Origin of the sequence: Pseudotabrizicola alkalilacus, from assembly GCF_003443995.1 — a bacterium.
Lineage (GTDB): Bacteria > Pseudomonadota > Alphaproteobacteria > Rhodobacterales > Rhodobacteraceae > Pseudotabrizicola > Pseudotabrizicola alkalilacus.
Window position 1 is genome coordinate 229,665 of record NZ_QWEY01000001.1, and the last position, 26,548, is coordinate 256,212.

Consider the following 26,548-nt stretch of genomic DNA (forward strand, 5'->3'; position numbering starts at 1 on the left):
TTCCTTGTGGGGCTGATATGTTTGAAGTGACTGCCGATCTTGTCGCCCTGCTGATCATGGCCGCCTTTGTCGCCGGCTTTGTCGATGCCATCGCGGGTGGCGGCGGGCTGATCACGGTGCCGGCGCTGCTGCTGGCCGGGGCGAACCCGGTGGAGGCGCTGGCGACCAACAAGCTGCAGGGCAGCTTTGGGTCGGGCACGGCGATGATCAGCTATGCCCGCGCGGGGCATGTCCGGCTGCGGGATCAGGCCGGGATGGCGTTGGTCAGTCTGCTGGCGGGGGCGGGTGGCGCGCTGGTGGCGCATCTGATCCCGGCCGAGGTGCTGCGGGTGATCATGCCGGTGGTGCTGGTCGCGGTCGCGCTGTTCTTTGCCATCAAGCCGGGGCTGACCGATCTGGACCGGGTGCAGCGGATGGGGCCGGGGGTGTTCACCTTTACCGCCGTGCCGTTGATTGCGGCCTATGACGGGTTTTTCGGCCCCGGTACGGGCAGCTTTTTCATGATCGGGTTCATTATGCTGGCGGGGTATGGGGTGCTGAAGGCGACCGCCCATACCAAGCTTTTGAACTTTGCCTCCAACCTTGGCTCGCTGGCGGTGTTCGTGTTTTCGGGGGCGACCTGGTGGGCGGTGGGGCTGGTGATGGCTCTGGCCCAGACGGCGGGGGCGGTGTTGGGGGCGCGGCTGGCGATGCGGGTGGGGGCACGGCTGATCAAGCCGCTGCTGGTCACCACATCGACCCTGATGGCGGCCCGGCTGCTGTGGCAGGTCTGGGGCGTGTAACACAGGGGGAAGTTTTTGAGATCGTTTGATTTCAATGGGTTGATGGTGCGGAATTAAGGGATTCTTAACCGTTGACCGGGCCGCACAGTCAAAGTCGCGCGGCCCGGTCTTTTGTCCTGCCCGTGTGTACCCGGCACATGGCAGCTGAGGGGTAAGTGCCCCAGAGTGCTGCGCCGGGCGGCGATGCCAGATCGCGGAAAGTCAGCGGATCAGCCTGTCATGTGCCCTGATTGTCGAGTTGAGCACGGACCGAAAGCCGCCCGCGTTTCGAGATGCGGTAGGGACTCCCCGCGTGGGATTCGATCAGCCGTTTTCGCCGCAATTTGCCGAAGACCGTGAGATCGAAATCGGAAAGGATCATCCCTTCGCGCGTGACGCAGGTGACAGCGGTTACTTTGGGGCCATTGCCCCGCTCGTGCAGGATGCGGCCACCAAGGGCCAGAACGTGCAGGGCACGCTGTTCATTCTTTGAGATATTCATGGAAGTCTCTTGTGAAAGACGTGAAAAAACTCCGGGCGCGCAGGCACCCGGCGGCTTTGGTTTCACGCGGCTCTCTGAGGCTCAGAGAGCCTTAGGTCACAAGCTCTGACATAAAGACTCCGTTGTCCGGGCGACGCAGTGTGTCGTCGCACGCATGAGAATTTAGGAGAGACGTGTCGGGGATGCAAGCCTGCGGAGGGGGCCGCCCGGCAAGATCCAGAGCGGACTGACCAGCCTGTGCCTCAAGGCCGGGCGCAAGCGGCAAGGTACAGGGGAGAGGATAGGAAGGCTGCCTGCCGAAGGGCCTTTTTGCAGTCAAATGACGCTGAATGGTGGCAAATGCGGGCCAGTTGGATTGCCGTAATGCAATTTTAAGGCGACCTGACTGTCACAATTCCGTTATCCTTTGGGCATGGGCGGCGCGATGTCGCCCCAAGCTGACGCCTCAGATCAGTGCCAATTGCCAACAAAGGAGAACAAGATGCCGGGGAAAATACTGGTTGCCGTTGACGGCAGCGACGCGGGGGAGCGGGCTTTGGCCTTTGCTCATGCCCGTGCGCGTCAGGACGGGGGATCGCTCATGCTGGTGCATGTGCTGGAATGGTCGCCCTATACCTTTCTGACCAAGGAAGAGCTGGAAGAGCGCCACGCGCGGCGCAAGCAGGAACTGGCGCGGGCAGAGGCGGCGATCATCGCGCCATTGGCCGCGAAGTATCAGGGTCAGGGTGTCGGGATCGAGACCGCGATCAAATACGGCCATGTGACGGAAACGATCTGCGAGGTTGCTGCCGAGATCGGAGCGACCGAGATTGTCACCGGCCGCACCGGCAATTCGGGCGTGATGTCGCGCGTGTTTGGTTCCGTCGCAGGCACGCTGGCGCAGATCGCGCCGGTGCCATGCACCATCGTCCCGTAAGGAGACCCCTGAGATGAGCATTTTTACCCGCTTTATCGCGGCCTTTGCCGCATGTGTCGCGTTTTCCGCCAGCCTTGCATCGGTGGCGCAGGCGCAGGGCATTGACGAGTCGGTGAACCAGATCTTTCTGGCCTCTACCGGCTGGTTCGTGAATTTCATTTTTGCGCCGTTCCCCGGCACCGGGTTTCCGTGGATCGTGGCCTGGCTGGTGATCGCCGCCTCGGTGTTCACACTCTATTTCGGCTTTATCCAGTTCCGGGTCTGGCGGCATTCGATCCAGCTGGTCAGCGGCAAGTATTCCGATCCGAATGACGCGGGCGAGGTCAGCCATTTTCAGGCGCTGGCGACCGCGCTGTCGGGGACGGTTGGTCTGGGCAATATTGCCGGGGTGGCGGTGGCGGTCACCATCGGCGGGGCCGGGGCGACGTTCTGGATGATCCTTGCCGGGCTGTTGGGCATGGCATCGAAGTTTACCGAATGTACGCTGGGCGTGAAGTATCGCAACGAATACCCCGATGGCACGGTGTCGGGCGGGCCGATGTATTATATCACCAAGGGCTTTGCCGAACGCGGGCTTCCGGGGGGAAAGTTTCTGGCGGTGCTGTTCGCGGTTTTCTGTGTGCTGGGCTCACTGGGCGGCGGCAACATGTTCCAGTCCAATCAGGCGCATCAGCAGCTGACCGGGGTGCTGGGGCAATATCCGGGCTGGATCACCGGGGTGATTTTTGCCGCCATCGTGTTTGCGGTGATCATCGGCGGGCTGAAGTCGATCGCACAGGTGACCGAGCGTGTGGTGCCGTTGATGGGGGTGATCTATGTCGGCACCGCGCTGATCATTCTGCTGATGAACTATGACATGATCGGCTGGGCCTTCGGGCAGATCTTTGCCGGGGCTTTTACCGGCAACGGCATTGCCGGCGGCATGATCGGGGCGCTGATCCAGGGCTTCCGCCGGGCGGCGTTTTCGAACGAGGCCGGGGTTGGCTCTGCCGCGATTGCACACTCGGCGGTGCGGACCAAGGAGCCGATCACCGAAGGCTTTGTGTCGTTGCTGGAGCCGTTCATTGATACGGTGGTGATCTGCACGATGACGGCGCTGGTGATCATCATCACGGGTCAGTTGACCACGGATGCCGCCACGGGGCTGTATGTGCTGGGTGAAAACGGCCAGATCGTGACCGCGACGGGGGCGACCGGGGTTGGTCTGACCTCTGCGGCGTTTGGGGCGGCCTTGCCGTGGTTTCCCTATGTGCTGGTGGTGGCGGTGCTGCTGTTCGCCTTTTCCACCATGATTTCATGGTCTTATTATGGGCTGAAAGCCTGGACCTATCTGTTCGGCGAGGGCAGGAAGCAAGAGATCACGTTCAAGGTGATGTTCTGCGTGTTTGTGGTGATCGGTGCAGCAGCGTCGCTGGACCCGGTGATCGACTTCTCGGATGCAGCGATCTTTGCGATGGCGGTGGTGAACATCGTCGGCCTGTATTGCCTGATGCCGGTCGTGAAGCGCGAGTTGAACAGCTATCTGGAACGGCTGGAGTCTGGCGCGATCAAGCGGTTCAAGTAAGGCGGGCTGGTGCAGGGCGGGGCCCGGATCTAAAGATCCGGGCCTTTGCTATTGGCTCCAGTCTGCGCCTTGCATCTCGCGCAGGCGGCTGGCGGTGCGTTCAAATTCGAATGACCCGGTGCCTTCGGTATAAAGCCGTTCGGGCTCGTCCGCGGCAGAGCAGATCAGCCGCACGCGAGCCTCGTACAATGCGTCGATCAGCAGGACGAAGCGCTTGGCCTCGTTGTAGTTGCTGGCCGACAGCTGCGGAATGTCTTCGAGGATCAGGACGCGGATGGCGGCGGCGATGGCGAGAAAATCGGCAGCACCAAGCGGGCGGGCGCAGAATTCCCAAAAGGTGGCGCGGCCGATGCCGTTGGCAAAGCGGGGGATTTCGACCTCACGCCCGTTGACCGGCAGTTTCAGCGGCTCGCCCGGCGTGCCGCCGGTGAGGTCGGTCCAGATCGCGTCTATCTGCGGGCGGGCCTTGCCTGCGGGATGGAAATAGACCTGCGCCCCGGCAAGCCGGTGCTGGCGGTAATCGTTGGGGCTTTCCAGCTCGTGGATCGTCAGCCGGTCGCGCAGCATGGCGATGAACGGCAGGAACAGCGCACGGTTCAGACCGTTGAGATACAGGTCTTCGGGCGGGCGGTTCGAGGTGGTGACGATGACCACACCAGCGGCGAACAGCTTCTCAAACAGCCGGCCCACGATCATCGCATCGGTGATGTCGGTGATCTGCATTTCGTCAAAGGCGAGCAGGCGTGTCTCGCGGATGATCGCCTCGGCCACCGGGGCAATCGGGTCTTCGACACCCTTTTGCCGGGCAGCGTGGATGCCGTGGTGAATTTCCTGCATGAAGGCGTGGAAATGCACCCGGCGCTTTTTCGCGATGCCGGTCGCCTCGGTGAACAGGTCCATCAGCATGGATTTGCCGCGCCCGACGCCGCCCCACAGATACAGGCCCTTTGGCGGGGTCAGCGGTCTGGCGAACAGGCCCGCGAACAGGCCGGTGCGGCGGGTGGCGTTGTCTTCCAGCCAGGCGCGCAACGCCTCCAGCTCCGGCAACACAGCGTGCTGCGCCGGGTCGGGGCGCAGGGTGCCTGCGGCGATGCGGGCGTCGTAGATCTGGGTCAGGGTCTGGCGCATGGGCGTCTGTGTACATCGGTATGCGGTGAGCGGGCAACAGCGGGATTGTGTGGATTTCGGGTTGAAGGCAGGATTCAAAACGGTTTGAGTGGCGCAAACGGCGTGAGGGATGGCGATGGCTGAATGGTGGCGCGGGTCGGTGACCTATCAGGTCTATCCAAGGTCTTTTCAGGACTCGGATGGCGACGGGATCGGTGATCTGGCCGGGATCACCGCGCGGTTGCCGCATCTGGCAGCCCTGGGGGTGGATGCGGTGTGGCTGAGCCCGATTTTCAAAAGCCCGATGGCCGACATGGGCTATGACGTGTCGGATTACATGGATGTGGACCCGCTGTTCGGCGATCTGGCGGCGTTTGATGTGATGGTGGCCCGCGCGCATGAACTGGGGTTGAAGGTGATCATTGATCAGGTGATTTCGCACTCATCCGACCAGCACCCGTTTTTCCGCGAAAGCCGGGTCAGCCGCGACAATGCGCGGTCTGACTGGTATGTCTGGGCCGATGGCAAACCCGATGGCAGCCCGCCGAACAACTGGCTGTCGGTGTTCGGCGGCTCCGCCTGGGAGTGGGATTCGCGCCGACGGCAGTATTATCTGCACAACTTTCTGCCCAGCCAGCCGGATCTGAACTTTCACAATCCGGCGGTGCAGGACTGGGCGCTTTCGGTGCTGCGGTTCTGGCTGGAGCGCGGGGTGGACGGATTCCGGCTGGATACGGTGAATTACTACTTTCACGACACCGAATTGCGCCCGAACGGGCCGATGCCGCAAAAGGAAAACCGGCCGCCGGTGAACCCCTATGACATGCAGGATCATCTGTATTCCAAATCGCGGCCCGAAAATCCGGGCTGGCTGGAACGGATGCGGGCGTTGACCGATGAATATCCCGACCGCACCATGGTGGGCGAGGTGGGCGATGCGCCGTGGCGCAATGTGGCGATCATGGCGGAATATACCCAGCCGGGGCGGCTGCACATGACCTATAGTTTCGACATGCTGGGGCCGGAGTTTACCGCCGCGCATTTCCGCGAAAAGATCGAGGGGTTTTTTCAGGGCGCGCCGGATGGCTGGCCGATGTGGGCGTTTTCCAATCATGACGTGATCCGCCATGCGACGCGCTGGGCGGAATACGGCGCGGCGGATGCGGTGGTCAAGCTGGCGGCGGCGATGCTGCTGTCGTTCGAAGGCTCGGTCTGCCTGTATCAGGGCGAAGAGGCGGGGCAGGTCGAGACGGATATCGCATTTGACGAGCTGACCGACCCGCCGGGGATCCGGTTCTGGCCCGATTACAAGGGCCGCGATGGCTGCCGTACGCCGATGGTCTGGGATGTGTCGGAGTATGGCGGGTTTTCCGATGTGAAGCCGTGGTTGCCGGTCAAGGCCCCGCAACTGGCGCGCAATCTGGCGGCGCAGGAGGGGGTGCCGGGCTCGGTGCTGGAGTTTTACCGCGAGATGCTGGCGTTCCGGCGTCTGCACCCGGCCTTGCGGCTGGGGCGGACGCGGTTCTTTGAGGTGCCGGAGCCGGTGCTGGCCTTTGCGCGCGGCGATGCGCTGGCCTGCGTGTTCAACCTGTCACCGCGCCCGGTGGTGCTGGCGGTGGAGGGGGTGCTGACGGAAGGCGCGCCCTGTCACGCAGCACATCTGGAGGCAGGGCGGCTGGTGCTGGGGCCGAACGGGTTTGCGTTTCTGGACGCGGACGGCGGGCTGTCGGTCAGCGCAGGCTGACAGATGGTTTGCGTCAGCGCAGGGTCAGCTTGCGGTGGACCCGGCCGACCACTTCGCCGGTGTTCAGCGCATAGTCGGGTTCGGCGCTGATATCGGTGAAGCCCTGCCGGGCGTAATAGGCCAGACCCGGCACGTTGTCAGCGCGGATGGTGGCGAAAATCTCGGTCAGGCCCGCCGCACGGCTGAGTTTCAGCGTTTCGGCGAAAAGCTGCGAGCCGATGCCTTTGGCCTGCGTGTGCGGATCGACAAAACTGCCGATATGGGCATCGCCATGGTGCCAGCCAATTGACTGCCAGCCGAGGATCTGGCCCGCCTCTTCCGCCACAACGCAGGTGATGCTGTCGGGACCGTCGATATAGTCGTGGCGCACGGTTTCCGGGGTTTTGGGGGTCTGGTGTGCTGTGGTGCCGCCGATGGCGATGATCTGGTTCAGCAGGTCGGCCATGGCTTTGGCATCCTGTGGCAGGGCAGGACGGACGATCATGCGGCGAACTCCTCACGGGTGTAGCCTTGCAGGTAGAGAAGCGCGGTCAGGTCGCCATGGTTCACGCGCAGATCGCATTGCGCCGCGACAACCGGCTTGGCATGCAGCGCCACGCCTGCGCCCGCGCGGTTGAGCATGGCAAGGTCATTGGCCCCATCGCCGACGGCGATGGCATCTTCGGGGGTGAGGTTCAGGCGGGCGGTGATCTCGATCAGGGCATCCAGCTTGGCCTGTTTGCCAAGGATCGGGTCGGCGACATGGCCGGTCAGTTTGCCATTTTCAACCAGCAGCGTATTGGCGCGGTTTTCGTCAAAGCCCAGCGTCTGGGCAATGCTTGCAGTAAAGGCGGTGAACCCGCCAGAGACCAGCGCCGCGTAGGCGCCATTGGCGCGCATGGTGGCCAGCAGGGCAGTGCCGCCGGGCATCAGGGTGATGCGGTCGCGGATCACGCGGGGGATGGTGGCGGCAGGCAGATCGCGCAGCAGGGCCACCCGCTCCCGCAGGGCGGCCTCGAAATCCAGCTCGCCGTTCATCGCGCGGGCGGTGATGCCCGCGACATAGGCGCCGACGCCTGCCTCATCCGCCAACTCGTCAATGCATTCCTGCCGGATCATGGTGCTGTCCATATCGGCGATCAGCAGGCGCTTTTTGCGGTTCAGGCTGGGCTGTACGGCCAGATCAATGCGCAGGGACTGCAGGCCCGCCCAGGCCTCCCACAGGTTCGCCGGCACTGATTCCAGCGGAAACTCAGCCGCCACGCCGGGATCGAGCCAGACCGCATCGCCGCCGCCCCAGGCATTGCGCAGCGATTCCACGGTGGCGCGATCAAGGACCGGCGTGTCCGGGTTGGTCAGCAGGGTGGCGATGAACATGGGCAGGCTTCCGTATGGATTGGGATGCGTCGCTTTCGCGCGGTGATGCGCCGCATTACGACGATTTTTCTTACTGTGCCAGAGGGGCCCGGTCTGCAGCTGCGGCGGTGGGACTCCCTTCCCCAACAAAGGGTGCTGCTTTTCCCATATTTAAATAACAATATCATAGACTTGCTCTTGTCTTTTCGAGCTTGTGCGGGACTTGGTCGAAAGACCGCATCCGCGCATTCTGGAATTATGCTGCACCTGCGTAATCTATGTCTTCCTTCCCCAACGGCATCTGTGCTAATGTCCGCTCCAGATCATGGGTTTTCTGCCTTTATCCTTTTGTAAACAAGATGTTACATCGGTCACCCCTTGGGACGACCGGTGCGGTAGCTATAGTTGATGGGCGTCTATCCCTTCTGCAGCCTGGGCTTTTAGCCCTGACCGAGGCCCTTTCCACGACTCAAATGCGACCCGCGCAGGTTTGTGTTGAAGGCGGGCGTGTCATGCGCTCATGCGCCCTTACCTGATCCCGTATCGCCCCTGAATCCCTGGCATGCTGGTGAAATCCATTCTGGTCGTCTGCGTCGGCAACATCTGCCGCTCGCCCGTGGGTGAGCGCTTGCTGGCGGCGCGGCTGGCCGAGCGGGGCGCGCCGATCGAGGTGTCGTCGGCCGGGATTGGCGCGCTGGTCGGTTGTGCCGCGGATGAGACAGCGCACGAGGTCGCTCTGGCGCATGGCCTGAGCCTTGAGGCGCATGTGGCGCGGCAGTTCACACGGGCACTGGGTCAGGAGGCCGACCTGATCCTGGTCATGGAAGCCGGCCACCGCCGCGAGATCGCCCGCCAGGCCCCGGACCTTTCCGGCAGGGTGATGCTGTTTGATCATTGGCAGGGCGGCAACGGGATCGGGGATCCCTACCGGCGGCCCCGCGAGAGTCATGAAGCGGCCTTTGCCCGGATTTCCGCGGCTGCCGACGATTGGGTGACTAAGCTTGTTCCAACGAGAAAGCCTTGAGATGCCGGACGGATATATTGGCAAGACCACCGACAGATCGCCCGGAAGGATGCTGCATGATGAACGGCCTATGAGTTCCGGACCCCTGACGTCCGCACCGATGTCCAGATCCGAGCCGGACAGCGACGAGATCAATCTCGGCCAGCTGCTGGTCACGCTGTGGAAGGGCAAGTTCTGGATCGCGCTGTGCATGGTGTTGGGGTTGGGGGGCGCGCTGTTTGCCTACATGAACACCCCGCCGACCTATCAGGCCGACGCTCTGGTTCAGCTTGAGGAAAAAAGCAATGCGCTCTCGCTGCCCAGCAGCCTGACCAGTCTGATGGAAGGCGGCGACCCGCGCAGCGTGACCGAGATCGAGATCCTGCGCTCGCGGCTGGTGCTGGGGCAGGCGGTGGCCGCGCTCAACCTCGACTGGCGGGTGGAGCCGGATCTGGCGCCGGTGATTGGCACGATGGTCGCGCGCTACCAGTTGCCGGGGATCGACGGGCTGCTGCCGCAGCGCTTTGCCCGGCCCGGTGAGGCCGTGACGCTGGCGCAGCTCATTGCCCCGCCCCTCTGGGTCAATCAGCAGATGCGGCTGACGGTGGGCGAGGCGGGCAGCTTTGTGCTGACGACGCCGGATGAGCGCGAGCTGCAGGGGAGAGTGGGCGAGGCGCTCAGCCTGCCGGACATTGGGTTCACACTGACGGTGGCCGCGCTTTCCGCGCCCGCAGGTCGGGCCTTCACGATCCGGCAGATCAGCGAGACCATGGCCATCAGTTCGCTGAGGGGACGTCTGACCGTCAGTGAGCGCGGCAGAGCTTCTGGAATTCTCGAAGCTCAGGTGACCGGGACGGGTCGGGCAGACAATGTCCGCGCCTTGGATGCAGTCCTCGCCGCCTATCAGGGCCAGAACATCACCCGCAGCGCCGCGCAGGCTGATGGCAGCCTCCAGTTTATCCGTGAGCAGATTCCGCAGGCCGAAGCGGCCTTGCGCGAGGCCGAGCGCGCCCTCAATGCGTTTCGCCAGCAGCAGGTCTCGGTCGACTTGTCGATGGAAACCCAGGCTCTGCTTGGCGCGGTCACTCTGGCAGAGGCAGAACTGGCGGAACTGCAGCGCCGCGAAGATGCGCTGTCGCAGCGCTACACCGCGGCGCATCCCACCTACCGGTTGCTGCTGGAGGAACGGGGGCGCCTTCAAGCCCGCCTCGAAGCGCTGCGCGGTCAGGTCGGCGCCCTGCCGGAAACCCAGCGCCAGATCGTCAACCTGAGCCGGGATGTTGACCTGGCGCAGAGACTTTACACCGAGTTGCTGACCCGAGCGCAGCAGGTCGAGGTCTTGCGCGCCAGCACGGTTGGCAGTGTGCGCATCATAGATCCGGCGGCGACAGCGGCCATGCCCGTCGCGCCCCGGCGCAATCTGCTTCTGGCCCTGGGGCTGATGCTGGGTGCGATGGGTGGGATCGGGCTGGTTCTCGGCCGCAACTGGCTGCGCAAGGGCGTTCAGGATGCCTCTGAGATCGAACGGCAAGGCCTGCCGGTTTTCGCCACGATCAACTACAGCCGCGCCGCCGACACTTCTGGCCGGCGCAAGGGGGTTCTGCCGGTCCTGGCACTGGACCAGCCCGACGATCTGGCGGTCGAGGCCTTCCGTTCGTTGCGCACCAGCCTGCACTTCGGCATGCTGGATGCGGCCTCCCCGACGCTGACCATCACCTCGGCCCATCCCAAGGCTGGCAAGAGCTTCCTCGCCACCAACCTGGCGGTGGTGGCGGCGCAGGCCGGGCAGCGCGTCTGCCTAATTGATGCCGACATGCGCCGCGGGCACCTGTGGCGCTATTTCAACCTGCAGCGCAATCAGCCGGGAGTGGCAGAAGTTCTGGCCGGGGATCGGACGATCGAGGATCTGATGCTGCCGGGCCCGGTGGCCGGCCTCTTCGTACTGCCCTCCGGGCGCTATCCGCCCAACCCTTCCGAACTTCTGATGCGCGTGCAGTTGCGCCAGATGCTGGACTGGTGCGCCGAGAATTTCGACCTGACGCTCGTTGATGCGCCCCCGGCGCTGGCGGTGACCGATCCGGTGATCCTGAGTCGCAGCACCGGGGCCACGATCCTTGTCGTTCGCCACGATGCCACGGCCCCAGGCGAGATTGAAGCGTCGAGCAAGACCTTTGGTGCCGCCGGCCTGCGCCTCAGCGGCGCGGTGTTCAACGGATTTGATCCGCGCAAGGCGGGCGGGGGCTACGGATATGGTTACGGCTATCGCTACGAATACAAACAGCGAAAGTCGTAGAACCGCTGGTTTCTGCACGAGAATGCAGCTTTTTTGATCATCCATGATGTGAGATTTCCATGAAAATCGCAATGATAGGGACGGGCTATGTCGGCCTCGTCTCCGGTGTCTGCTTTTCCGATTTTGGCCATGACGTGGTCTGCGTCGACAAGGTGGAGGACAAGATCCAGCGCCTGCGCAAGGGCGAGGTGCCGATCTACGAGCCCGGCCTGGATGCCGTGCTGGCCCGCAACACCGAGACCGGACGGCTGACCTTTACCAGCGATCTGGCCGAGGCGGTGGCCGGGGCCGATGCCGTGTTCATCGCCGTGGGCACCCCCACCCGGCGCGGTGATGGCCATGCCGACCTGACCTATGTTCTGGCCGCAGCGACCGAGATCGGCCGTGCGCTGACCGGATATGCGGTGATCGTCACCAAATCCACCGTTCCTGTCGGCACCAACCGCAAGGTCGCGGCCGCCCTGCGTGCGGCCAATCCCGAGGCCGAATTCGACGTCGCCTCCAATCCCGAGTTCCTGCGCGAGGGGGCGGCGATCGATGATTTCATGAAGCCCGACCGCGTGGTGGTGGGCGTCGAGACTGAGCGGGCCCGCGCCGTAATGGGCGACATCTACCGACCGCTTTATCTGCGCGATTTTCCGGTGGTCTACACCGATCTGGAATCGGCCGAGATGATCAAATACGCGGCCAACGCCTTCCTCGCGACCAAGATCAGTTTCATCAACGAGATCGCCGCGCTGTGTGAACGGGTGGGGGCCGATGTGAAATCCGTGGCCAAAGGCATGGGACTCGATGGCCGCATCGGCGCCAAGTTCCTGCATGCTGGCCCGGGCTATGGCGGCTCGTGTTTTCCCAAGGACACCTCGGCGCTGGCCCGGATCGGCCAGGAACACGGTGTGCCGCAACGCATCACCGAGACGGTGATCGCGGTCAATGACATGACCAAGCGCCGGATGATCGACAAGGTCATCGACCTGTGCGGCGGATCGGTCAACGGCAAGACCATCGCCGTGCTAGGCGTGACCTTCAAACCCGGAACAGACGATATGCGCGATGCGCCCAGTCTGACGATCCTGCCCGCGCTGGTGGGCAGTGGGGCGCGGGTGCGTGCAGTCGATCCCCATGGCCGCAAGGAGGGCGAGGCCCTGCTGCCAGGCGTGATTTGGGAAACCGACCCCTATGCCGCAGCCGCAGGTGCCGACTGCCTGCTGATCCTGACCGAATGGAATGAGTTCCGGGCGCTGGATCTGAAGCGTCTGGCCGGAACGATGGCTACGCCGCGAATGGCCGATCTGCGCAATATCTACGGCCGGGCGGATGTCGAAGCAGCCGGCTTCATCGCCTATGACAGCGTCGGGCGCGGCGACAGCCTGCGCGCCGACCTGATGCTGGCCGCCGCCGAATGAGGCGTGCCTTCATCACCGGCACTGCGGGCTTTATCGGCTTTCATCTGGCGCGCAAGTTGCTGGCCGAGGGTTGGGAGGTGCATGGCTATGACGGGATGACGGAGTATTACGACGTCAGCCTGAAGCGGCGGCGTCACGCGATGCTGCACGAGTTCCCGGCGTTTCGGGCCACAGAGGCGCTTTTGGAAAACGCCCCGGCGCTGTCGGCGGCGGTCGAGACGGCGGCGCCCGATGTGGTCGTGCATCTGGCCGCCCAGGCCGGGGTGCGCTATTCCATCGACAACCCGCGCGCCTATATGGATGCCAATATCCTTGGCACCTTCAACCTGATGGAGGCGGCGCTGGCGGTGCGGCCAGCGCATCTGCTGATGGCCTCGACCAGTTCGGTGTACGGCGCGAATACCGACATGCCCTATGCCGAGACGCACAAGGCCGACACCCCGATGTCGTTCTATGCGGCGACCAAGAAGGCCAATGAGGCGATGGCCCATGCCTGGGCCCATATCCACGGCCTGCCGATCACGATGTTCCGCTTCTTCACGGTTTACGGCCCCTGGGGGCGGCCCGACATGGCGCTGTTCAAGTTCACCAAGGCGATCCTGCAGGGCGAGGCCATCGACGTCTACAACCACGGCCAGATGTGGCGCGACTTCACCTATGTCGACGATCTGGTTCGCGCCATTACCCTGCTGATCGACACCGTGCCGGGGCAGGGCGCGGCGGTCGAGGGCGACAGCCTCTCGCCGGTCGCGCCCTTCCGGGTGGTGAACATCGGCAATTCCACCAAGGTCAGGCTGGAAGAGTTCATCGACGCCATCGAAGAGGCCACCGGCCGCAAGGCGATCCGCCACCCCATGGATATGCAGCCCGGCGACGTTCCGGCCACCTGGGCCGACGCCAGTCTGCTGCGCCAGCTGACCGGCTACGCCCCACAGACCGATATGCGCGATGGCGTGGCTGCGTTCGTGGCATGGTATCGGGAAAGCCACTGTGTCTGACATGCCGGACCGCCCATTGAAGTACCGCCCTGAAATAGACGGCCTTAGAGCTCTGGCTGTAGTTCCTGTCGTCTTCTTTCACGCGAACCACGAATGGGTTCCCGGCGGATTTGTCGGAGTCGATGTCTTTTTCGTCATCAGTGGCTATCTGATCACCCGGATCATCCATGATGATTTAAGTGTCGGGAAATTCTCTATCTGGACCTTCTACGCGCGGCGCATGCGCCGGATCGCTCCGGTTCTGGTTGCAGTCATGATTGCCACGATGATCGCGGGATCCGTCCTGCTGATCCCTCCGCTGTTTCAGAATTTGCAGAAAGCGGTCACGGCGACCGCCTTTTTTGTGTCGAACATATACTTCTGGAGTACCGTTGACTACTTCGCAGCCGCGGCCGACCTGAATCCGCTGCTGCATACCTGGTCTCTTGCGGTCGAAGAACAGTTCTACATCTTTTTCCCGTTGATGATGATCCTGTTTGCGAGGAGAGGAGGAAATCTCCTCGTTTGGTCCATCATCGCCATCTTTGTGCTCAGCTTGGCGTTGTCCGTAGGGAGTTCCCTCTCGGGGAGGCTGTCAGAGGCCAATTTCTACCTTCTTCCCACCAGAGCGTGGGAACTTGCGGCGGGTTCTCTGTTGGCACTTGCCAGACCGAAAGCGGTCTCGTTGCGCGGTGGCGGGATCCTCGCATTCGGAGGAATGGCGCTGATCGTCCTGTCGCTCTTCCTGATCAACCGGGACATGCCCTTTCCGGGGTATTTCGCCATTCCCCCAGTTCTGGGAGCGGCGCTCATCATCAGATATGCGGATAAGGGGAATCTTGCCGGCCGCATTCTCAGCCTGCCGCCCTTTGTCTGGACGGGATTGCTGAGCTATTCGATATATATGTGGCACCAGCCGGTCTTGGCCTTCTCGCGTCAGGCTTTCATGTTAGACACCGGAGGCATTGTCATCGTGCCTCTGCTGATCTTCATACTTGTTCTGTCCTATTTCAGCTGGCGCTGGATCGAAACGCCGTTCAGGCGCGGGAAAAGAAACTGGAGTTCGAGAAAGGTCGTGACCGTTTCGGTCGTGTCCTTGGCGGCTCTCTCTATTTCTGTGATGTTCACAAGCAACGACGCGATCTTCAGGATGCGCTACCCGGAAGACATCCGGCGCATCTACTCTTTTCTGGACTACCGGGAAACCGATGATTACAGGACCCAGTTCAGGAATGGGTGCTTTGTTAGTGGCCAAGGAACCGACGGGAATTTTCCCTATGACGCATGTATCGTTTTTCGGGAAGGTCTCAGAAACTATCTGATCATCGGTGACAGCCACGCAGCGATGCTCGCTGTCGCCCTGTCCGAGACAGCGCCAGACGTAAATCTTATTCAGGCGACAGCGTCCGGCTGTCTGCCTGTCCTGGGGGCCTTGGGACGAGAAACATGTATCAGGATGCGAGACTCGGTTCTCGATGCCCTGATTGGTGATGAGCGGCTTGAGGGCGTTATTTTTGCTGCGCGGTGGAACGCCGGGGCCTTCAAGGCACTTGAGGCAACGGTGGCCCTTGCTGTGGAGAATGGCCACGCCGTGAGCGTGGTCGGACCAGCGCCTGAGTACGCGATGGATTTTCCGATCGTCTTTGGTCACGCCGCGGCTGCAGGTGCTTTAGAGCAGACCATGCGATTTGCCGTTCGGGAACGGCAAGAACTGGATGCGCGGATGAGGCTGGGCTTGTCACCTTCCTCCGCCCACTATTTTTCGCTGATCGACATCATCTGCGACAGCGGCACCTGTCAAAGAACTGCCTCCGACGGCGATCCGATGCAGTTTGACTACGGGCACCTGACGTTGTCAGGCGCCCGCGAGGTTGCCGGCCACCTCGTCACGGACGGAATTTTTTCCGAATGAACGGGCCATGCAGGAGTTGAGAGTGTCACGCCGCAAATGGACGGGATTCGGACGGGCCTTTTTCGGGGGCGCGTCCGGCGGGGTGTTCCGCGGTATGGCCACGCTGGCCTTGGGCAGCGGGATCGGGCGGGTGATCGGGATTGTCGCGATCCCGGTGCTGACCCGGATCTATACGCCCGAGGATTTCGGAGTGCTGGCCGTGTTCACCGCTTTGGTGGCGATCCTCGCACCGCTGGTGACCCTGCGCTATGTGTTGGCTCTGCCGTTGCCGCGTCAGGATGGGGTGGCGATGAACCTGCTGGCCCTCTCGACCGGGCTGATGCTGGGCCTTTCGGCACTGATCGCCCTGAGCCTGTGGATGGGCGGCGAGACGCTGCTGGGGCTGGTCTCGATGCAAGTGCTGGCTCCGTGGTGGTGGCTGATCGCGTTGGGCGTTCTGGGCACCGCAACCTACGAAATGCTGACCCTGTGGGCCACGCGGCGGCGCGCCTACAAGGTGATCGCCCAGACCAATGTCACGCAAAGCCTGGCTGGGACGGTGGTCAAGATCGGGCTGGGCGTACTGTCGGTCCAGCCGCTGGGGTTGCTCCTGGGGCAGGTCGTCGCCCAGGCCGGCGGGGTCGGTCGGCTGCTGCGCGGCTTTCTGGGCGAGTTCCGGGCGAACTGGCACCACATCAGCCCCGCACGCCTGCGCAAGGTGGCCTGGAAACACCGGGGTTTCGCGATCTGGCGCGTGCCCTCGCAGTTCCTGATGGTGTTCTCCATGCAGGCACCGATGTTCTTCATGGCCGCGCTCTATGATGCACAGACCACGGGGCAATTTGGCCTGGCAATGATGGCGCTGTCGATGCCGGTGGCCATTCTGGGCCAGTCTGCCGGAAAAGCGCTATATGGCGAAGCGTCGCAGATCTTCAAGGAAGAGCCCGCCAGAGTTGTAAAAATGGCAGGTGAAGTGCAAGTGCGCCTGCTCGCGGTTGCTTTGGTGCCTGCTGCTCTCCTGTTTTTCTTCGGTTCCGACCTATTCTATTTCGCTTTTGGCCCGGAATGGCGGCTCGCTGGACAGTTTACGTCGCTTATTTCCTTTGCGATCGTTTTCCAGTTTTCATCGGCACCTCTTATCCAGTTGATGAACCTTTTGAAGAATCAATCAGTTTTTCTTTTAATTAACATCCTTCGGTCTGCTGGGCTTGCTATCGTTTTCATGGCGGGGGCGTGGCTCGAATTGGACGCGATGACAGTCGTCGCCTGGTATTCTGCCTTTACAACTATTTTTTATCTCGGGATTTCGGCGTTTATCATGTATGAGTTTTATCGCCTTAAGGCGCGGCGTATGGCGATATAACATGCCGCGTATTTTACATATCACAAGAACATTGCTGATTGGGCGTGCCTCGGCACGGATCAGCCTGTTGGTGACGCTTATGCAAGAGGCCCGGCGTCGGCGCTATTCGCTTTTGGCGCGTTGGTGTGCCTCTCGGCTTGAAAGATACGGTAATTATATTTCACCCCATGCTAAAATTGGTCGACGGCTCAAACTTCCTCATCCCACCTCCATCGTGATTGGAGAAGGTGTAATCATCGGGGACGATGTTACCATTTACCAGAATGTTACACTCGGAGGCCGTGTTCTAGGGGACTGGAAGAAAGGGAACTACCCGGAGATTGCCGAGAATACGGTGATTTTTGCGGGTGCTGTTATTGTCGGGAAGGTCCGTATTGGCCGGAATTGCGTGGTTGGAGCAAATTCTGTTGTAACGGCCAATATTCCGGACAACGCAACTGCGGTGGGTGCGCCCGCACGCATTATTAAAATCAAGGCTGAAGCCCAGAAGGAAACCTGACGCAGTGACTGACAGCATCAAGATTAACCGCTCTCACCCACTCACCGGCGCGGTTACCCTCGCCGGGGCTAAAAACTCGGCCCTGCGGCTTCTCGCGGCCAGCCTGCTGACGTCCGAACGGGTCACCCTGACGCAGTATCCGGCGGGTCTGCTGGATGCGCAGGTGCATGTCGAGATGCTCGAAGCGCTCGGCAAATCGGCTCGGGTCAGCGCCGACCGGATCGAGATTGACGAGACCCGCGCCCCGGATACGGTGCTGAACTGGGATGGCCGGTCGATCCGCAACACGCTGCTGATCCTGGGGGCACTGACCACCCGACAGGGTGCCGGGCGTGTGCCGCTGCCGGGCGGCTGCAAACTGGGCGAGCGCAAGTATGATCTGCATGTCATGCTGCTGGAGCGACTCGGTGCGCGGGTCTGGGACGAGGGGGATTTCCTGTGCGCCGAGGCACCGGCGGGCGGCCTCGTCGGCGCCGATATCCATCTGCCCCTGCGCTCCACCGGCGCGACCGAGAATGCCATCTTGTGCGGCACGCTGGCCAAGGGCGTGACCCGGGTCTGGAATCCGCATATTCGCCCCGAGATTCTGGATCTGATCGCGCTGTTGCGAAGCATGGGCGCGCAGATTCGGGTCTTCGGGCAGGAGCATATCGAGATCATCGGCGTGGAGGAGCTGCACGGCACTGAGCACCGTGTGATCGCCGACAACATGGAGGCGGTGACGTGGCTGGTGGGCGCGGTCATGACCGGGGGGGATGTGGAGATCGCGGGCTTCCCATATGGCGATCTGGAGGTCGTGCTGGCCCATCTCACCGCTGCGGGCGCCCGGCTTTACCGGCGTGACGACACGCTGATCGTGCGGGGCGGGACATGCTATCCGATCGAGATCAGCACCGGCCCGCATCCAGGGATCAATTCCGATGTGCAGCCGATCCTCGCTGCCTGGACGGCGCGGTCACGGGGCGAGTCGCGCATCGTCGACCTGCGTTTTCCCGGACGCTACGGCTATGCCGAAGAGATGGCGCGCATGGGCCTGCAGTATGAGGTGCGCGGCGACATGCTGGTGCTGCAAGGCGCCGACGGCAAGCTGCAGGGGGCGACGGTGCGGGCACTCGACCTGCGCGCGGGTGCCGCGCTTGCTCTGTGCGGCCTGATCGCCGAGGGTGAGACGATCATCACCGATGCCTGGCAGATCGGCCGGGGCTATGTGGATTTCGTCGAGAAACTTCAGTCCCTGGGGGCCGAGGCAGAATGGATCCGCTGAGCGAGACCGCCATCGCCGAACTGGGCCGGCTGTGCCCGGACGGGGTGGAGCGCGGGGTGGACCTGTCCGCCGTCAGCCAGTGGCGGATCGGCGGGCGGGCCGATCTGGTGCTGCGGCCGGCCTCGACGGCCGAGGTGTCGGCGTTGACAAGCTGGTTCGCGGCCCGTGGTATCCGCCCCGTGGTGATCGGTCTGACCAGCAACCTGCTGTTCGATGATGCCGGGCTACGCGTGCCCTGCATCCAGATCGGCGCACGCATGGCTCAGATCTCCCTGGAGGGTGCGAGGGTCCGCGCTCAGGCCGGGATCTGGGTTCCCGGCCTGGCCCGCCGCCTGATGCAGGCGGGTCTTGGCGGGGCCGAGCATATCTGCGGCATTCCCGGCACGCTGGGCGGATTGATCTGCATGAACGGCGGCAGCCAGCGCAAGGGGATCGGCAGCAATCTTCTGGAGGTAGAGAGCGTTACCTCAGATGGCGTGGTGCACACCCGTCCGGCACAGGAAGGCGGTTTCGGTTATCGTCAGTCGGTGTACCAGGCCAACGGCGAGATCATTACCGCCGCCACCCTGCATCTCCCAACCCGCCCCCGGGCCGAGATCCGGGCCGAAATGCGCGCCATCCTCGCCGACCGCCGCCGCAAGTTCCCGCGAAAGGAACCCAATTGCGGATCGGTTTTCGTGAGTGACCCTGCCCTGTATGCGCAACACGGTCCTCCCGGCGCGATCATTGAAAGCCTGGGTTTGAAGGGGCGCAGGATCGGAGATGCCCTGGTGTCGCCCCGCCATGCAAACTTTATCGTCAATGCAGGTGCAGCCCGCTCTGTTGACATGCTGGCCCTCATCCAAGAGATATCACAGCGGTCCATGACGGAACTTGGAGCACCGCTCCGTGCCGAGGTCCGCTACGTCGCGTCCGATGGCACGACCTGCCCGGCAACCCAAGCGCACAAGGATGCGCTTGCGGAAACCGCTCCATGACAGACGCCATTTCGAATGCCGCTTTCGTTTCGTTCAACTTCGGCAAGGGGTTGGGAGGGCATTACTTCAGCATGGCCGAAACGATCCGGTCCGGCATTTTTGCGGATCCTCTCGTCATCGACCTGGGCTTCCGCCCGGCACCCCCCCTCGACGGTCTGCGCACGCATGTCATCTACCATGGCTGGGTGGGCCACTGGACTGCTCGTAGACGATTGCGAGATGCTGTGGCGAAGGCGAACACGCAAGTTGTGTTCTGCTATGACATCCACGCCTACGACATTACGGCCTGGGCGCTGGCCAACACGCCCACACAGGTCGTCTATGTGAAATGCGGTGGACCAACCCTGACCCTCTACACCCCCAAGCCACACAATCTGATCGTCTACTCCGACGAGGATGATGCGTTCTTCGAGCGCCGGTTGGCCGGAGCCATTCGGGCGAAGATACCCAACCGGGTGTCCGAGACGAGCCTTGCCGCCAAACAGATCCCTCTGTCCCCCGAAGCAAAAGCCTGGCTTGATGCTCACAACGGCGCCGAGAAGATTGTTTGTATCGCGCGCCTATCACATTCCTATGCAAACAAGATTCAACGCGCAGTCGACTATCTGGAAGCGCAACGAAGGGCAGGGCGCCAAGCAACGCTGACTCTCATCGGCTATGTCCAGCACGAGGAGGTCATGAATGATCTGAAAACGCTGAACAGCGAATACGTGCAGATTCTCACCGATCCCTTCCATACCAAGGATGCCGGGCGCTTCTTGTCGAACTTCGACACGGCGATCACCACAGGGCGCGGAACGGTCGAGGCGGTTTTGCTGGGAGTGAATGTCCTTGTTCCCTATGACGCGTCAAGAAAGCTCGCTCGATTGACATCCGCCAGTTATACGGGCTTGTTCCGCACCAACTTCTCTGGGCGCGCGAAGCCGGAGGAAGTGAAAGTTACGGGTTACTTCTCGCAAACAGATATGGCTGACGTACGAGAGCGTATCAGAAACGACTTTGCGATTGAAAACGCCGGCCCAAAGTTTCGGGGATTCCTGGACCGCCTTCGTCCGCCCCGTCCGGTATCGGTCAGAGACCGCTTTCTGGGCTATGCCTACTTTTGGTACAGAGTCACGCAGGAAAAAAGCCGGGTACTGCGTTCATTTTCGCGCAACGTCCTTAAACAGCGTCTCCTGCCGGGCACCCCGAAGTGAAACAGAGCGACCTCAGACGTGACTGGGAACGCAATCGTGTTTCCGTAAAGTCGCTGTTCATCATTCTGTTTTTCCGCGCATCGGTGTGGGCTGCACAAAGGACCAACCCTGCGGCGAAGCTGCTCGGGCTTCCAGTCCGTATTCTCTACAAGTTCGTCGTGGAGATTGTGATGGGGATCGAGTTGCCGGACCGCGTGGTCGCAGGTCCGGGTCTGGCCGTTTTCCACGGAGTTGGACTGGTGGTCAATGCGCGAACGATCCTGGGATCAAATGTCACCTTGCGACAGAACACAACCATTGGATCAAAAATCGACGGAGGGCTGCCCCCAAGAATCGGTGACGGCGTTTCGGTCGGGGCCAATTGCGTGATCCTGGGTGACATCGAGGTGGGCGATCACAGCATTATCGGGGCTGGCACCGTCCTGACCCGCGATTGTCCTGCCCGCAGCGTGGTCCATGGCCCGAAAGCCCAGATAAGAGAACCCGGTTGAATGCCGGAAAGACCGATGGCTGAACGATCTTTAGGAAGCGTCCCATTCAGGCTGTCCGGAAAGATCCTGCTCCTGATGGCGGCTTTCTGGGTTCTGTTGTATTTCGAACCGGTCCAGATCGGCCCCCTCAAGGTTTCGCAGATCTGGAAAGTGGTTTTGATCATGTCGCTGGCGCTGCTTTTGCTCCGGAGATCGGTCCCGCTTTGGTTCGTGTTTGCTTTCCTGTTCTCGTTCAAACAGATACTTTACCTGACATTTCCCTACGGGCTCATGACGGCAATCGCCTCTGCGCTGGATGCCATGATGTTTCCGCTGGTGCTTCTGTACCTTTTCCGTACCTTTAAGGAAAAACCGGATGCAGTCACGATCCTGCACAACTTTTCAATCTACGCGTCGCTCTTTTTCATATTCTCTGCGGTCCCCTTCCTCCTCGGGCTCCAGTCGCTGCAGCCACAACGGGACCTCGCGATGTGGGGGCTGGAAAGCAATGCTGCGACCGGACTTTTCTACACCCTGGCTCCGGCATCGCAGACCTATCTGGCCGCAACTCTCGTGATAATGGCGTCTTATCAGAGGTTCTCCGGATCCCTTAGATATATTGCCTTCTTTTTGGCTACGATCGCGCTGGGAACGTATCTTGTGTATTTTTCCTATACGCGGACGGGCTGGATCATTTATGCTGGTGGCGTGATCATTCTGGCCCTGTCGATCAAGTCTGCGAGCCGGAAAATGATGGCCATAAGCCTTGTCGCTATGTGTGCGGTTGCGGCCTATGCCTATCTTGCGCAGAATGAAGCGTTCCTCCTGCGTATGGCGGGCGGAGCGACGTATCGGCAGGATGTCGAAGTCAGCTGGACTGCCCTGATGCAGTCAAGATTTCCTTTCATTGTGACCGCGATAGATAATCTGAATTCTTTCGGCCTGCCTGGCTGGCTGATCGGTTACGGGGACGAGACGACCAGGGGGCTCTTCTTGCAGAAGACCGGCATGGCTATTACCTCGCACAACGCGACAACGACAATTCTGGAAGGCTCCGGGCTTATTGGTCTGGTGGTCTATTTTTCCTATGTTGCCGCGTTGTGGCGGAGAGTCCGCCATGGAATGCGCACAGATCTGCAGCTTCGACTTCTGATCATCATCGGAGGGTATTGCTGGATAGCGACCTATGTGCTGTCACACGGACTTCCGCTGTATGCGCAAATTGCTTTTGCTGGCATTTTTGCGTCTGCTCTTGTTCGGGCAGCCCAATCCGGGCGCCGAGTCGTCGGCACGTCTGGCTTCGGACAGAGTGGGATCTCCTCTGCAAGTCTGCACCCCGATATCGGTGCCCGTTAGCCAATCCAACGTCTGCCAGCCCGACATCGGGCTGGATGCGGTTCTCTGATATATTTAGGGGCCGCTGCTTAACCGGCAAGCGGCAATAGAGTTTATGACGAAACCAAGAATCTTGTTCTATGGCGCGATCGGAGATGCCGGATCGCGTCGTCGTATTGGCGGTGGCGAGACTGGAAACAGGAAAACCTTGGATTACCTCCGGCGAACCGGTTTTGACACGGTGTCAGTCGGAAAGCCCTATCCAAGGAAAGCCGGTATCCTGAGGGCCCCGCAGTATGCCGGTGGCTTGCTTGCAGTTTTCTTGAAGGTGTTCTGGAAGCTGGCCACCGATCGCTCGATCGGAAGCGTTCATATATCCGGATTTTACCTGCACCTCATATATCATGAATACGCCTTGATCGCTCTCTCCCGCCTGATGGGAAAGCGGGTTGTCTATGAACTTCGGGGTTCAGGCGTAGAGCGTGGCTATGAGCACAGAAGCCTGTTTTACCGGTTCTTCTTCCGGCAGGCTGTCGCCCGTTCGCATGCCGTCCTGAGTCAGGGCAGCCGGTATCTGCCTTTCTTGCGCCGCTTCACCGACAGGAATGTCCTGCATTATCCGAACTGCAATGAGCTCTACCGGATGCCTCGGGAGAACCCGGATGAGACGGTCACCGAAGCGGGGGAGGTGCGCCTTGTTTACTTTGGCCGGATCGTCGCCAGCAAGCGGCCAGATCTGGCGATCAGAGCCTGTCACGACCTGTGCGTCCGCGGCATAAACGCCCGGCTGTCCATCGTAGGGGAAGGCGAGGAAGGGTTTCTTCAGGATCTGAAGAGCATCTCTGCATCGCTTGGTGACCCCGCCCGCGTCGACTTTCTACCCGCAGTCGAGATGGCGGGGCTGATCGAGATACTGGCGCGGTCGCATTTCTTTGTCTTCCCGTCCGCCGAGCCGCGCGAGGGGCAGTCGAATGCCCTGACCGAGGCCATGGGCATGGGGGGGGTGCCAATTGTCAGCGGTGCCGGCTTCAATCGGGAGATTGTTGGCGACGCATCTCTGGTTGTCGCGGCCGATGGGCAGGCTTCGGCGTATAGCGACATCATGCACCGCATCCTTACTGCGGGGGATTGGCGTCATCTGTCCGCGAAGGCCAGAGGCAGGGTCGCGCTCCTTTACAGCGAGGACGTCGCGCTGGCGGCGCTGCGCGACGCCCACACAGCATTTTGATCCCCGGTTCGCATCCAGACCCGCGATCCGGCTTTCTGACCGACACTGACCCCTGCAAGGCAAAACATCCATGATCCACCATTATGTCAATCTGGTCTGTTGGGCTACCATAAGCCTGTCCTTTGATGAAACGCGCGACAAGGTCTGGCTGGACGCAATCTCTTCCAGATTTCTGGTCAGACTTTTCCGCAAAGATGCCGCTTATCGGCCGGGCACCAAAGCCTTGTCGGAGCTTCTGCCCCGTGATGAGCTCTGCACTGGCTGGTTTTTCATCACCGCCCGGCCATTGCAGAATATGCCGACCGCAACACAGGTGACCTTGCCGTTTCTACCCGACAGCGCGGATATGAAGGTGCCACAATCCATTCTGTCGGTGGTCGAGTCACTCCCCTTCGGGAGCAGAATCGCTATCGGTGTGAGTTCTCCCAAGCAGAACCGTATCGCCGTCCAACTGCACAAGCTGCGTCCGGATCTGGACTATCATTGTTTCGGTGCGGCCCTGTTCAATCTTGAAGACACGGATCGTGATCGTCGGGATGCGGCGCGTCTTTCCGGGAGTGGTATGGAATGGGTGTCGTTCCTGCGCAGATCGCCGCGCCGAACACTACTGAAGATCAGGGCAACGCTCTTTGAGATTGGCAAAATCATCGCGGTTCCGTCGGTTCGCAAGCAGTTCCGCGATTTCTCGATGATGTGCGAGCCCAGAATAAGCCACGGAGTTTCGCAGCCCCCTGAAGGGTGACAGAACTGCGGTGGGTCAGCTTTGACACCACGGAGAAAGGACAGTGTTGTGAGCGGTATTGATCACCGGATGACAGCTGGGCCAACAGTGCTCTGGGGCAGCGGAATAATCTTTAACTCGTGCCGTCCGTCAAGATGGCTTTATGACCATTCACCGTCCTGTCTGATGCCACATCCGGCACATGCGCTAGTCTCTCGCGGTTGTCTGCTTTCAAGGGCCCTCATTAAAAATCTACAATAAGTGACGATTTATTAGGGAGGTATTGTCTATTGAAATTTCTTCATATCCTTTGCGCGATGACAATTACACTCGCTTCGATCACAGCACAGTCGGAAACAAATTAAGCTTTCGGCAGAAATTATTCCGCCAACTCAATCTCCATATTTGCGCCGGATGGCAGGTCTTGCCATCTCTGAATCAATGTAGGCGCATTGCAAAATGATACACCGGTTCAAGAAATGGAAGCGTGCGGCATGTCGACTACGGATGGTGATCACGGTGCCGGGTCGGGCACACGGGGTGTGGTTTCCGGCGGGCAAGGGTTCCTTCGGCTTCTCGCCCTATTGTTCCTGCCTCTGATGCTGGTCGCCTGTTCCGACGGCTATGTCCGCTTTCCCGTGACGCCCGAGGCGCAGCGCAGTCTGGGGGCGGATGTCGAGGTTATCGTTCTCGATTCCACCAACATCAGCGCCTTCACCCGCCCCGCCCACGGCTTCGCGGCCACCTCTCTGCCCAGTGGGCGACAGTGGTCCTATCTGGTAGGACAGGGCGACATCCTGTCGGTGATCGTTTTCAACCACCCGGAACTGACCTTGCCGGCGGGTGAGCAGCGGACCGCTGCCGAGAGCGGTTTCCAGGTCAGCAATGATGGCACGTTCAATTATCCCTATATCGGCAGCGTCCAGGCCTCGGGCCGTCAGGTCGAGCAGATCCGCAGCGACATCTCGGAGCGTCTGCGTGAGTTCATCCCCGATCCGCAGGTCGATGTGCGCGTGGCGGCCTATAACGCGCAGGCGGTGGTGATCTCGGGTGAGGTGAAAACGCCGAATCGTCAGGCGCTTAGGGCAGTGCCGCTGACGCTGATCGAGGCGGTCAATGCCGCTGGCGGCTTTACCGACACTGCCGATCTGCGCGCGGTTACCGTGCAGCGCAGCGGTAAGGTCTATACCGTTGATGTGCAGGGTTTCCTGTCCTCCGGGCCGCTGCAGAACAACCCGGTGCTGCGCAATGGCGACATCGTCAACGTGCCGCGCCGCCGGGCAGAGGAAGCCTATCTGCTGGGCGAGGTCGCCAGTCCGAATGTGGTGGATCTGTCGCGCGAACAGATCACGCTGACCCAGGCCCTCACCCGCCGCGGCGGCCTGCGCGAAGGACGCGCCGATGCGCGCGGGGTGCTCGTTTTCCGCCAGCAGGGGGAGGCGACCAGGGTCTTCCAACTTGATGTCTCCAACCCCGTCGGGCTTCTGCTTGGCACACGCTTTGTGCTCGAACCCGGCGATGTCCTCTATGTCCTGCGCTCGTCCATGCAACGCTGGAACGACACGATCACCCGACTGCTGCCCACCGTGCGGGCAATAGACGTGACGAAGGATCTGTGACCCTATGCCGTTTCAAAAGGGCGGTCAGATGGTAAAAGACTGTACCACCGATCTGAGAGGTCGTTATCCTGACAGGGGCAACACTTCGATCAGGCCTGATGATCAGGATGTCTCAGCCCCGCGAAATACTCCGCACTTCCAGATTATGTATTGCTGGTCTCCGGCGGGTATACTTGTTCTCTGGATTTTAAATAATGGCGCCAGCTTGGATCATTAAGTGGACAAGCGGGACAGCTAAAGACCGGCCACGCCTCGGACTGGTGGCCCACTCGGTGACACTCAATGCAGTTCTGCGGGTGCTACAGCGCACCTACGATGACCGGGGCGCTGTGAAACAGGCGTGGATACTTGCGCGTGCGCGACCATGAACGAAGCCC

General features: G+C 61.3%; 23 protein-coding genes. 19 read left to right on the top strand and 4 right to left on the bottom strand.

What is annotated here, in order from left to right; translation table 11 throughout:
• Positions 1-17: 17 nt before the first annotated feature.
• Entirely contained in the window at positions 18-782 is a 765-nt protein-coding gene (locus tag D1012_RS01105) for a TSUP family transporter (RefSeq protein WP_118149499.1), read from the top strand.
• 217 nt (positions 783-999) lie between these two features.
• On the opposite strand, the gene D1012_RS01110 is transcribed toward D1012_RS01105, so the two are convergent.
• Positions 1,000-1,263 (bottom strand): YjhX family toxin, encoded by a 264-nt coding sequence (locus D1012_RS01110; RefSeq protein WP_118149500.1) that lies wholly within the window; start codon positions 1,261-1,263, stop codon positions 1,000-1,002.
• A gap of 481 nt (positions 1,264-1,744) precedes the next feature.
• Here D1012_RS01110 and D1012_RS01115 point away from each other — a divergent pair, with 481 nt between their 5' ends.
• Both D1012_RS01115 and D1012_RS01120 read left to right on the top strand, forming a co-directional pair.
• A complete protein-coding gene (locus D1012_RS01115; protein WP_118150003.1) occupies positions 1,745-2,179 on the top strand; it encodes a universal stress protein in 435 nt (144 codons plus the stop codon).
• A 13-nt stretch (positions 2,180-2,192) separates the two neighbouring features.
• Positions 2,193-3,743 (top strand): alanine/glycine:cation symporter family protein, encoded by a 1,551-nt coding sequence (locus D1012_RS01120; protein ID WP_118149501.1) that lies wholly within the window; start codon positions 2,193-2,195, stop codon positions 3,741-3,743.
• A gap of 48 nt (positions 3,744-3,791) precedes the next feature.
• Here the strand turns inward: D1012_RS01120 and zapE are convergent, their stop codons facing one another.
• Positions 3,792-4,871: a cell division protein ZapE gene (zapE, locus tag D1012_RS01125; RefSeq protein WP_118149502.1), complete on the bottom strand. Its 1,080-nt coding sequence runs from the start codon at positions 4,869-4,871 to the stop codon at positions 3,792-3,794.
• Between the two features lie 115 nt (positions 4,872-4,986).
• Between zapE and D1012_RS01130 the strand changes: the two genes are divergently transcribed.
• Positions 4,987-6,594 carry an alpha-amylase family glycosyl hydrolase gene (locus D1012_RS01130; RefSeq protein ID WP_118150004.1) on the top strand — a complete coding sequence of 536 codons (1,608 nt, stop codon included), beginning with the start codon at positions 4,987-4,989 and terminating at the stop codon, positions 6,592-6,594.
• Positions 6,595-6,607: 13 nt separating this feature from the next.
• Here the strand turns inward: D1012_RS01130 and D1012_RS01135 are convergent, their stop codons facing one another.
• Positions 6,608-7,078, bottom strand: coding sequence for a GNAT family N-acetyltransferase (locus tag D1012_RS01135; RefSeq protein WP_118149503.1), 471 nt, complete (start codon positions 7,076-7,078; stop codon positions 6,608-6,610).
• The gene (gene serB / locus D1012_RS01140; protein ID WP_118149504.1) at positions 7,075-7,950 is read right to left on the bottom strand and encodes a phosphoserine phosphatase SerB; all 876 of its coding nucleotides are present in this window, start codon (positions 7,948-7,950) and stop codon (positions 7,075-7,077) included. The genes D1012_RS01135 and serB overlap by 4 nt, the downstream gene beginning before the upstream one ends.
• 541 nt (positions 7,951-8,491) lie before the next feature.
• Between serB and D1012_RS01145 the strand changes: the two genes are divergently transcribed.
• The 15 genes from D1012_RS01145 (at position 8,492) to D1012_RS01215 (ending at position 26,171) form a co-directional block, all read left to right on the top strand.
• A complete protein-coding gene (locus D1012_RS01145; RefSeq protein WP_118149505.1) occupies positions 8,492-8,953 on the top strand; it encodes a low molecular weight protein-tyrosine-phosphatase in 462 nt (153 codons plus the stop codon).
• 49 nt (positions 8,954-9,002) lie between these two features.
• A complete protein-coding gene (locus tag D1012_RS01150) occupies positions 9,003-11,225 on the top strand; it encodes a polysaccharide biosynthesis tyrosine autokinase (protein ID WP_233516980.1) in 2,223 nt (740 codons plus the stop codon).
• Between the two features lie 59 nt (positions 11,226-11,284).
• A complete protein-coding gene (locus tag D1012_RS01155; protein WP_118149506.1) occupies positions 11,285-12,631 on the top strand; it encodes a UDP-glucose dehydrogenase family protein in 1,347 nt (448 codons plus the stop codon).
• Positions 12,628-13,629 carry an NAD-dependent epimerase/dehydratase family protein gene (locus tag D1012_RS01160; RefSeq protein ID WP_118149507.1) on the top strand — a complete coding sequence of 334 codons (1,002 nt, stop codon included), beginning with the start codon at positions 12,628-12,630 and terminating at the stop codon, positions 13,627-13,629. Before D1012_RS01155 ends, D1012_RS01160 begins: the two co-directional genes overlap by 4 nt.
• 1 nt (position 13,630) lies before the next feature.
• Positions 13,631-15,520, top strand: a complete 1,890-nt coding sequence (locus tag D1012_RS01165) for an acyltransferase family protein (RefSeq protein WP_233517003.1) — start codon at positions 13,631-13,633, stop codon at positions 15,518-15,520.
• A 94-nt stretch (positions 15,521-15,614) separates the two neighbouring features.
• On the top strand, positions 15,615-16,862 hold the full coding sequence (locus D1012_RS01170; protein WP_158569153.1) for a lipopolysaccharide biosynthesis protein: 1,248 nt from the start codon (positions 15,615-15,617) through the stop codon (positions 16,860-16,862).
• A 1-nt stretch (position 16,863) separates the two neighbouring features.
• Positions 16,864-17,361, top strand: a complete 498-nt coding sequence (locus D1012_RS01175) for a serine O-acetyltransferase (protein ID WP_158569155.1) — start codon at positions 16,864-16,866, stop codon at positions 17,359-17,361.
• Positions 17,362-17,365: 4 nt separating this feature from the next.
• A complete protein-coding gene (locus D1012_RS01180) occupies positions 17,366-18,625 on the top strand; it encodes a UDP-N-acetylglucosamine 1-carboxyvinyltransferase (RefSeq protein ID WP_118149511.1) in 1,260 nt (419 codons plus the stop codon).
• On the top strand, positions 18,613-19,602 hold the full coding sequence (gene murB, locus D1012_RS01185) for a UDP-N-acetylmuramate dehydrogenase (RefSeq protein WP_118149512.1): 990 nt from the start codon (positions 18,613-18,615) through the stop codon (positions 19,600-19,602). The genes D1012_RS01180 and murB overlap by 13 nt, the downstream gene beginning before the upstream one ends.
• On the top strand, positions 19,599-20,798 hold the full coding sequence (locus tag D1012_RS01190; protein ID WP_118149513.1) for a hypothetical protein: 1,200 nt from the start codon (positions 19,599-19,601) through the stop codon (positions 20,796-20,798). Before murB ends, D1012_RS01190 begins: the two co-directional genes overlap by 4 nt.
• The gene (locus D1012_RS01195; protein ID WP_118149514.1) at positions 20,795-21,289 is read left to right on the top strand and encodes a serine acetyltransferase; all 495 of its coding nucleotides are present in this window, start codon (positions 20,795-20,797) and stop codon (positions 21,287-21,289) included. The genes D1012_RS01190 and D1012_RS01195 overlap by 4 nt, the downstream gene beginning before the upstream one ends.
• A gap of 15 nt (positions 21,290-21,304) precedes the next feature.
• Positions 21,305-22,624 (top strand): O-antigen ligase family protein, encoded by a 1,320-nt coding sequence (locus D1012_RS01200; RefSeq protein ID WP_147335603.1) that lies wholly within the window; start codon positions 21,305-21,307, stop codon positions 22,622-22,624.
• Between the two features lie 94 nt (positions 22,625-22,718).
• Positions 22,719-23,831: a glycosyltransferase family 4 protein gene (locus tag D1012_RS01205; RefSeq protein ID WP_118149516.1), complete on the top strand. Its 1,113-nt coding sequence runs from the start codon at positions 22,719-22,721 to the stop codon at positions 23,829-23,831.
• Between the two features lie 70 nt (positions 23,832-23,901).
• The gene (locus tag D1012_RS01210; protein ID WP_118149517.1) at positions 23,902-24,573 is read left to right on the top strand and encodes a hypothetical protein; all 672 of its coding nucleotides are present in this window, start codon (positions 23,902-23,904) and stop codon (positions 24,571-24,573) included.
• Between the two features lie 473 nt (positions 24,574-25,046).
• On the top strand, positions 25,047-26,171 hold the full coding sequence (locus D1012_RS01215; protein ID WP_233516981.1) for a polysaccharide biosynthesis/export family protein: 1,125 nt from the start codon (positions 25,047-25,049) through the stop codon (positions 26,169-26,171).
• The last annotated feature ends 377 nt before the right edge of the window (positions 26,172-26,548 follow it).

What these genes read in the sequence shown, in the direction of transcription:
- D1012_RS01105 (WP_118149499.1), top strand. Translation starts at nt 18, where the DNA reads ATGTTTGAAGTGACTGCCGATCTTGTCGCCCTGCTGATCATGGCCGCC.
- D1012_RS01110 (WP_118149500.1), bottom strand. Translation starts at nt 1,263, where the DNA reads ATGAATATCTCAAAGAATGAACAGCGTGCCCTGCACGTTCTGGCCCTT.
- D1012_RS01115 (WP_118150003.1), top strand. Translation starts at nt 1,745, where the DNA reads ATGCCGGGGAAAATACTGGTTGCCGTTGACGGCAGCGACGCGGGGGAG.
- D1012_RS01120 (WP_118149501.1), top strand. Translation starts at nt 2,193, where the DNA reads ATGAGCATTTTTACCCGCTTTATCGCGGCCTTTGCCGCATGTGTCGCG.
- zapE (WP_118149502.1), bottom strand. Translation starts at nt 4,871, where the DNA reads ATGCGCCAGACCCTGACCCAGATCTACGACGCCCGCATCGCCGCAGGC.
- D1012_RS01130 (WP_118150004.1), top strand. Translation starts at nt 4,987, where the DNA reads ATGGCTGAATGGTGGCGCGGGTCGGTGACCTATCAGGTCTATCCAAGG.
- D1012_RS01135 (WP_118149503.1), bottom strand. Translation starts at nt 7,078, where the DNA reads ATGATCGTCCGTCCTGCCCTGCCACAGGATGCCAAAGCCATGGCCGAC.
- serB (WP_118149504.1), bottom strand. Translation starts at nt 7,950, where the DNA reads ATGTTCATCGCCACCCTGCTGACCAACCCGGACACGCCGGTCCTTGAT.
- D1012_RS01145 (WP_118149505.1), top strand. Translation starts at nt 8,492, where the DNA reads ATGCTGGTGAAATCCATTCTGGTCGTCTGCGTCGGCAACATCTGCCGC.
- D1012_RS01150 (WP_233516980.1), top strand. Translation starts at nt 9,003, where the DNA reads ATGCTGCATGATGAACGGCCTATGAGTTCCGGACCCCTGACGTCCGCA.
- D1012_RS01155 (WP_118149506.1), top strand. Translation starts at nt 11,285, where the DNA reads ATGAAAATCGCAATGATAGGGACGGGCTATGTCGGCCTCGTCTCCGGT.
- D1012_RS01160 (WP_118149507.1), top strand. Translation starts at nt 12,628, where the DNA reads ATGAGGCGTGCCTTCATCACCGGCACTGCGGGCTTTATCGGCTTTCAT.
- D1012_RS01165 (WP_233517003.1), top strand. Translation starts at nt 13,631, where the DNA reads ATGCCGGACCGCCCATTGAAGTACCGCCCTGAAATAGACGGCCTTAGA.
- D1012_RS01170 (WP_158569153.1), top strand. Translation starts at nt 15,615, where the DNA reads ATGGCCACGCTGGCCTTGGGCAGCGGGATCGGGCGGGTGATCGGGATT.
- D1012_RS01175 (WP_158569155.1), top strand. Translation starts at nt 16,864, where the DNA reads ATGCCGCGTATTTTACATATCACAAGAACATTGCTGATTGGGCGTGCC.
- murB (WP_118149512.1), top strand. Translation starts at nt 18,613, where the DNA reads ATGGATCCGCTGAGCGAGACCGCCATCGCCGAACTGGGCCGGCTGTGC.
- D1012_RS01190 (WP_118149513.1), top strand. Translation starts at nt 19,599, where the DNA reads ATGACAGACGCCATTTCGAATGCCGCTTTCGTTTCGTTCAACTTCGGC.
- D1012_RS01200 (WP_147335603.1), top strand. Translation starts at nt 21,305, where the DNA reads ATGGCTGAACGATCTTTAGGAAGCGTCCCATTCAGGCTGTCCGGAAAG.
- D1012_RS01205 (WP_118149516.1), top strand. Translation starts at nt 22,719, where the DNA reads ATGACGAAACCAAGAATCTTGTTCTATGGCGCGATCGGAGATGCCGGA.
- D1012_RS01210 (WP_118149517.1), top strand. Translation starts at nt 23,902, where the DNA reads ATGATCCACCATTATGTCAATCTGGTCTGTTGGGCTACCATAAGCCTG.
- D1012_RS01215 (WP_233516981.1), top strand. Translation starts at nt 25,047, where the DNA reads ATGTCGACTACGGATGGTGATCACGGTGCCGGGTCGGGCACACGGGGT.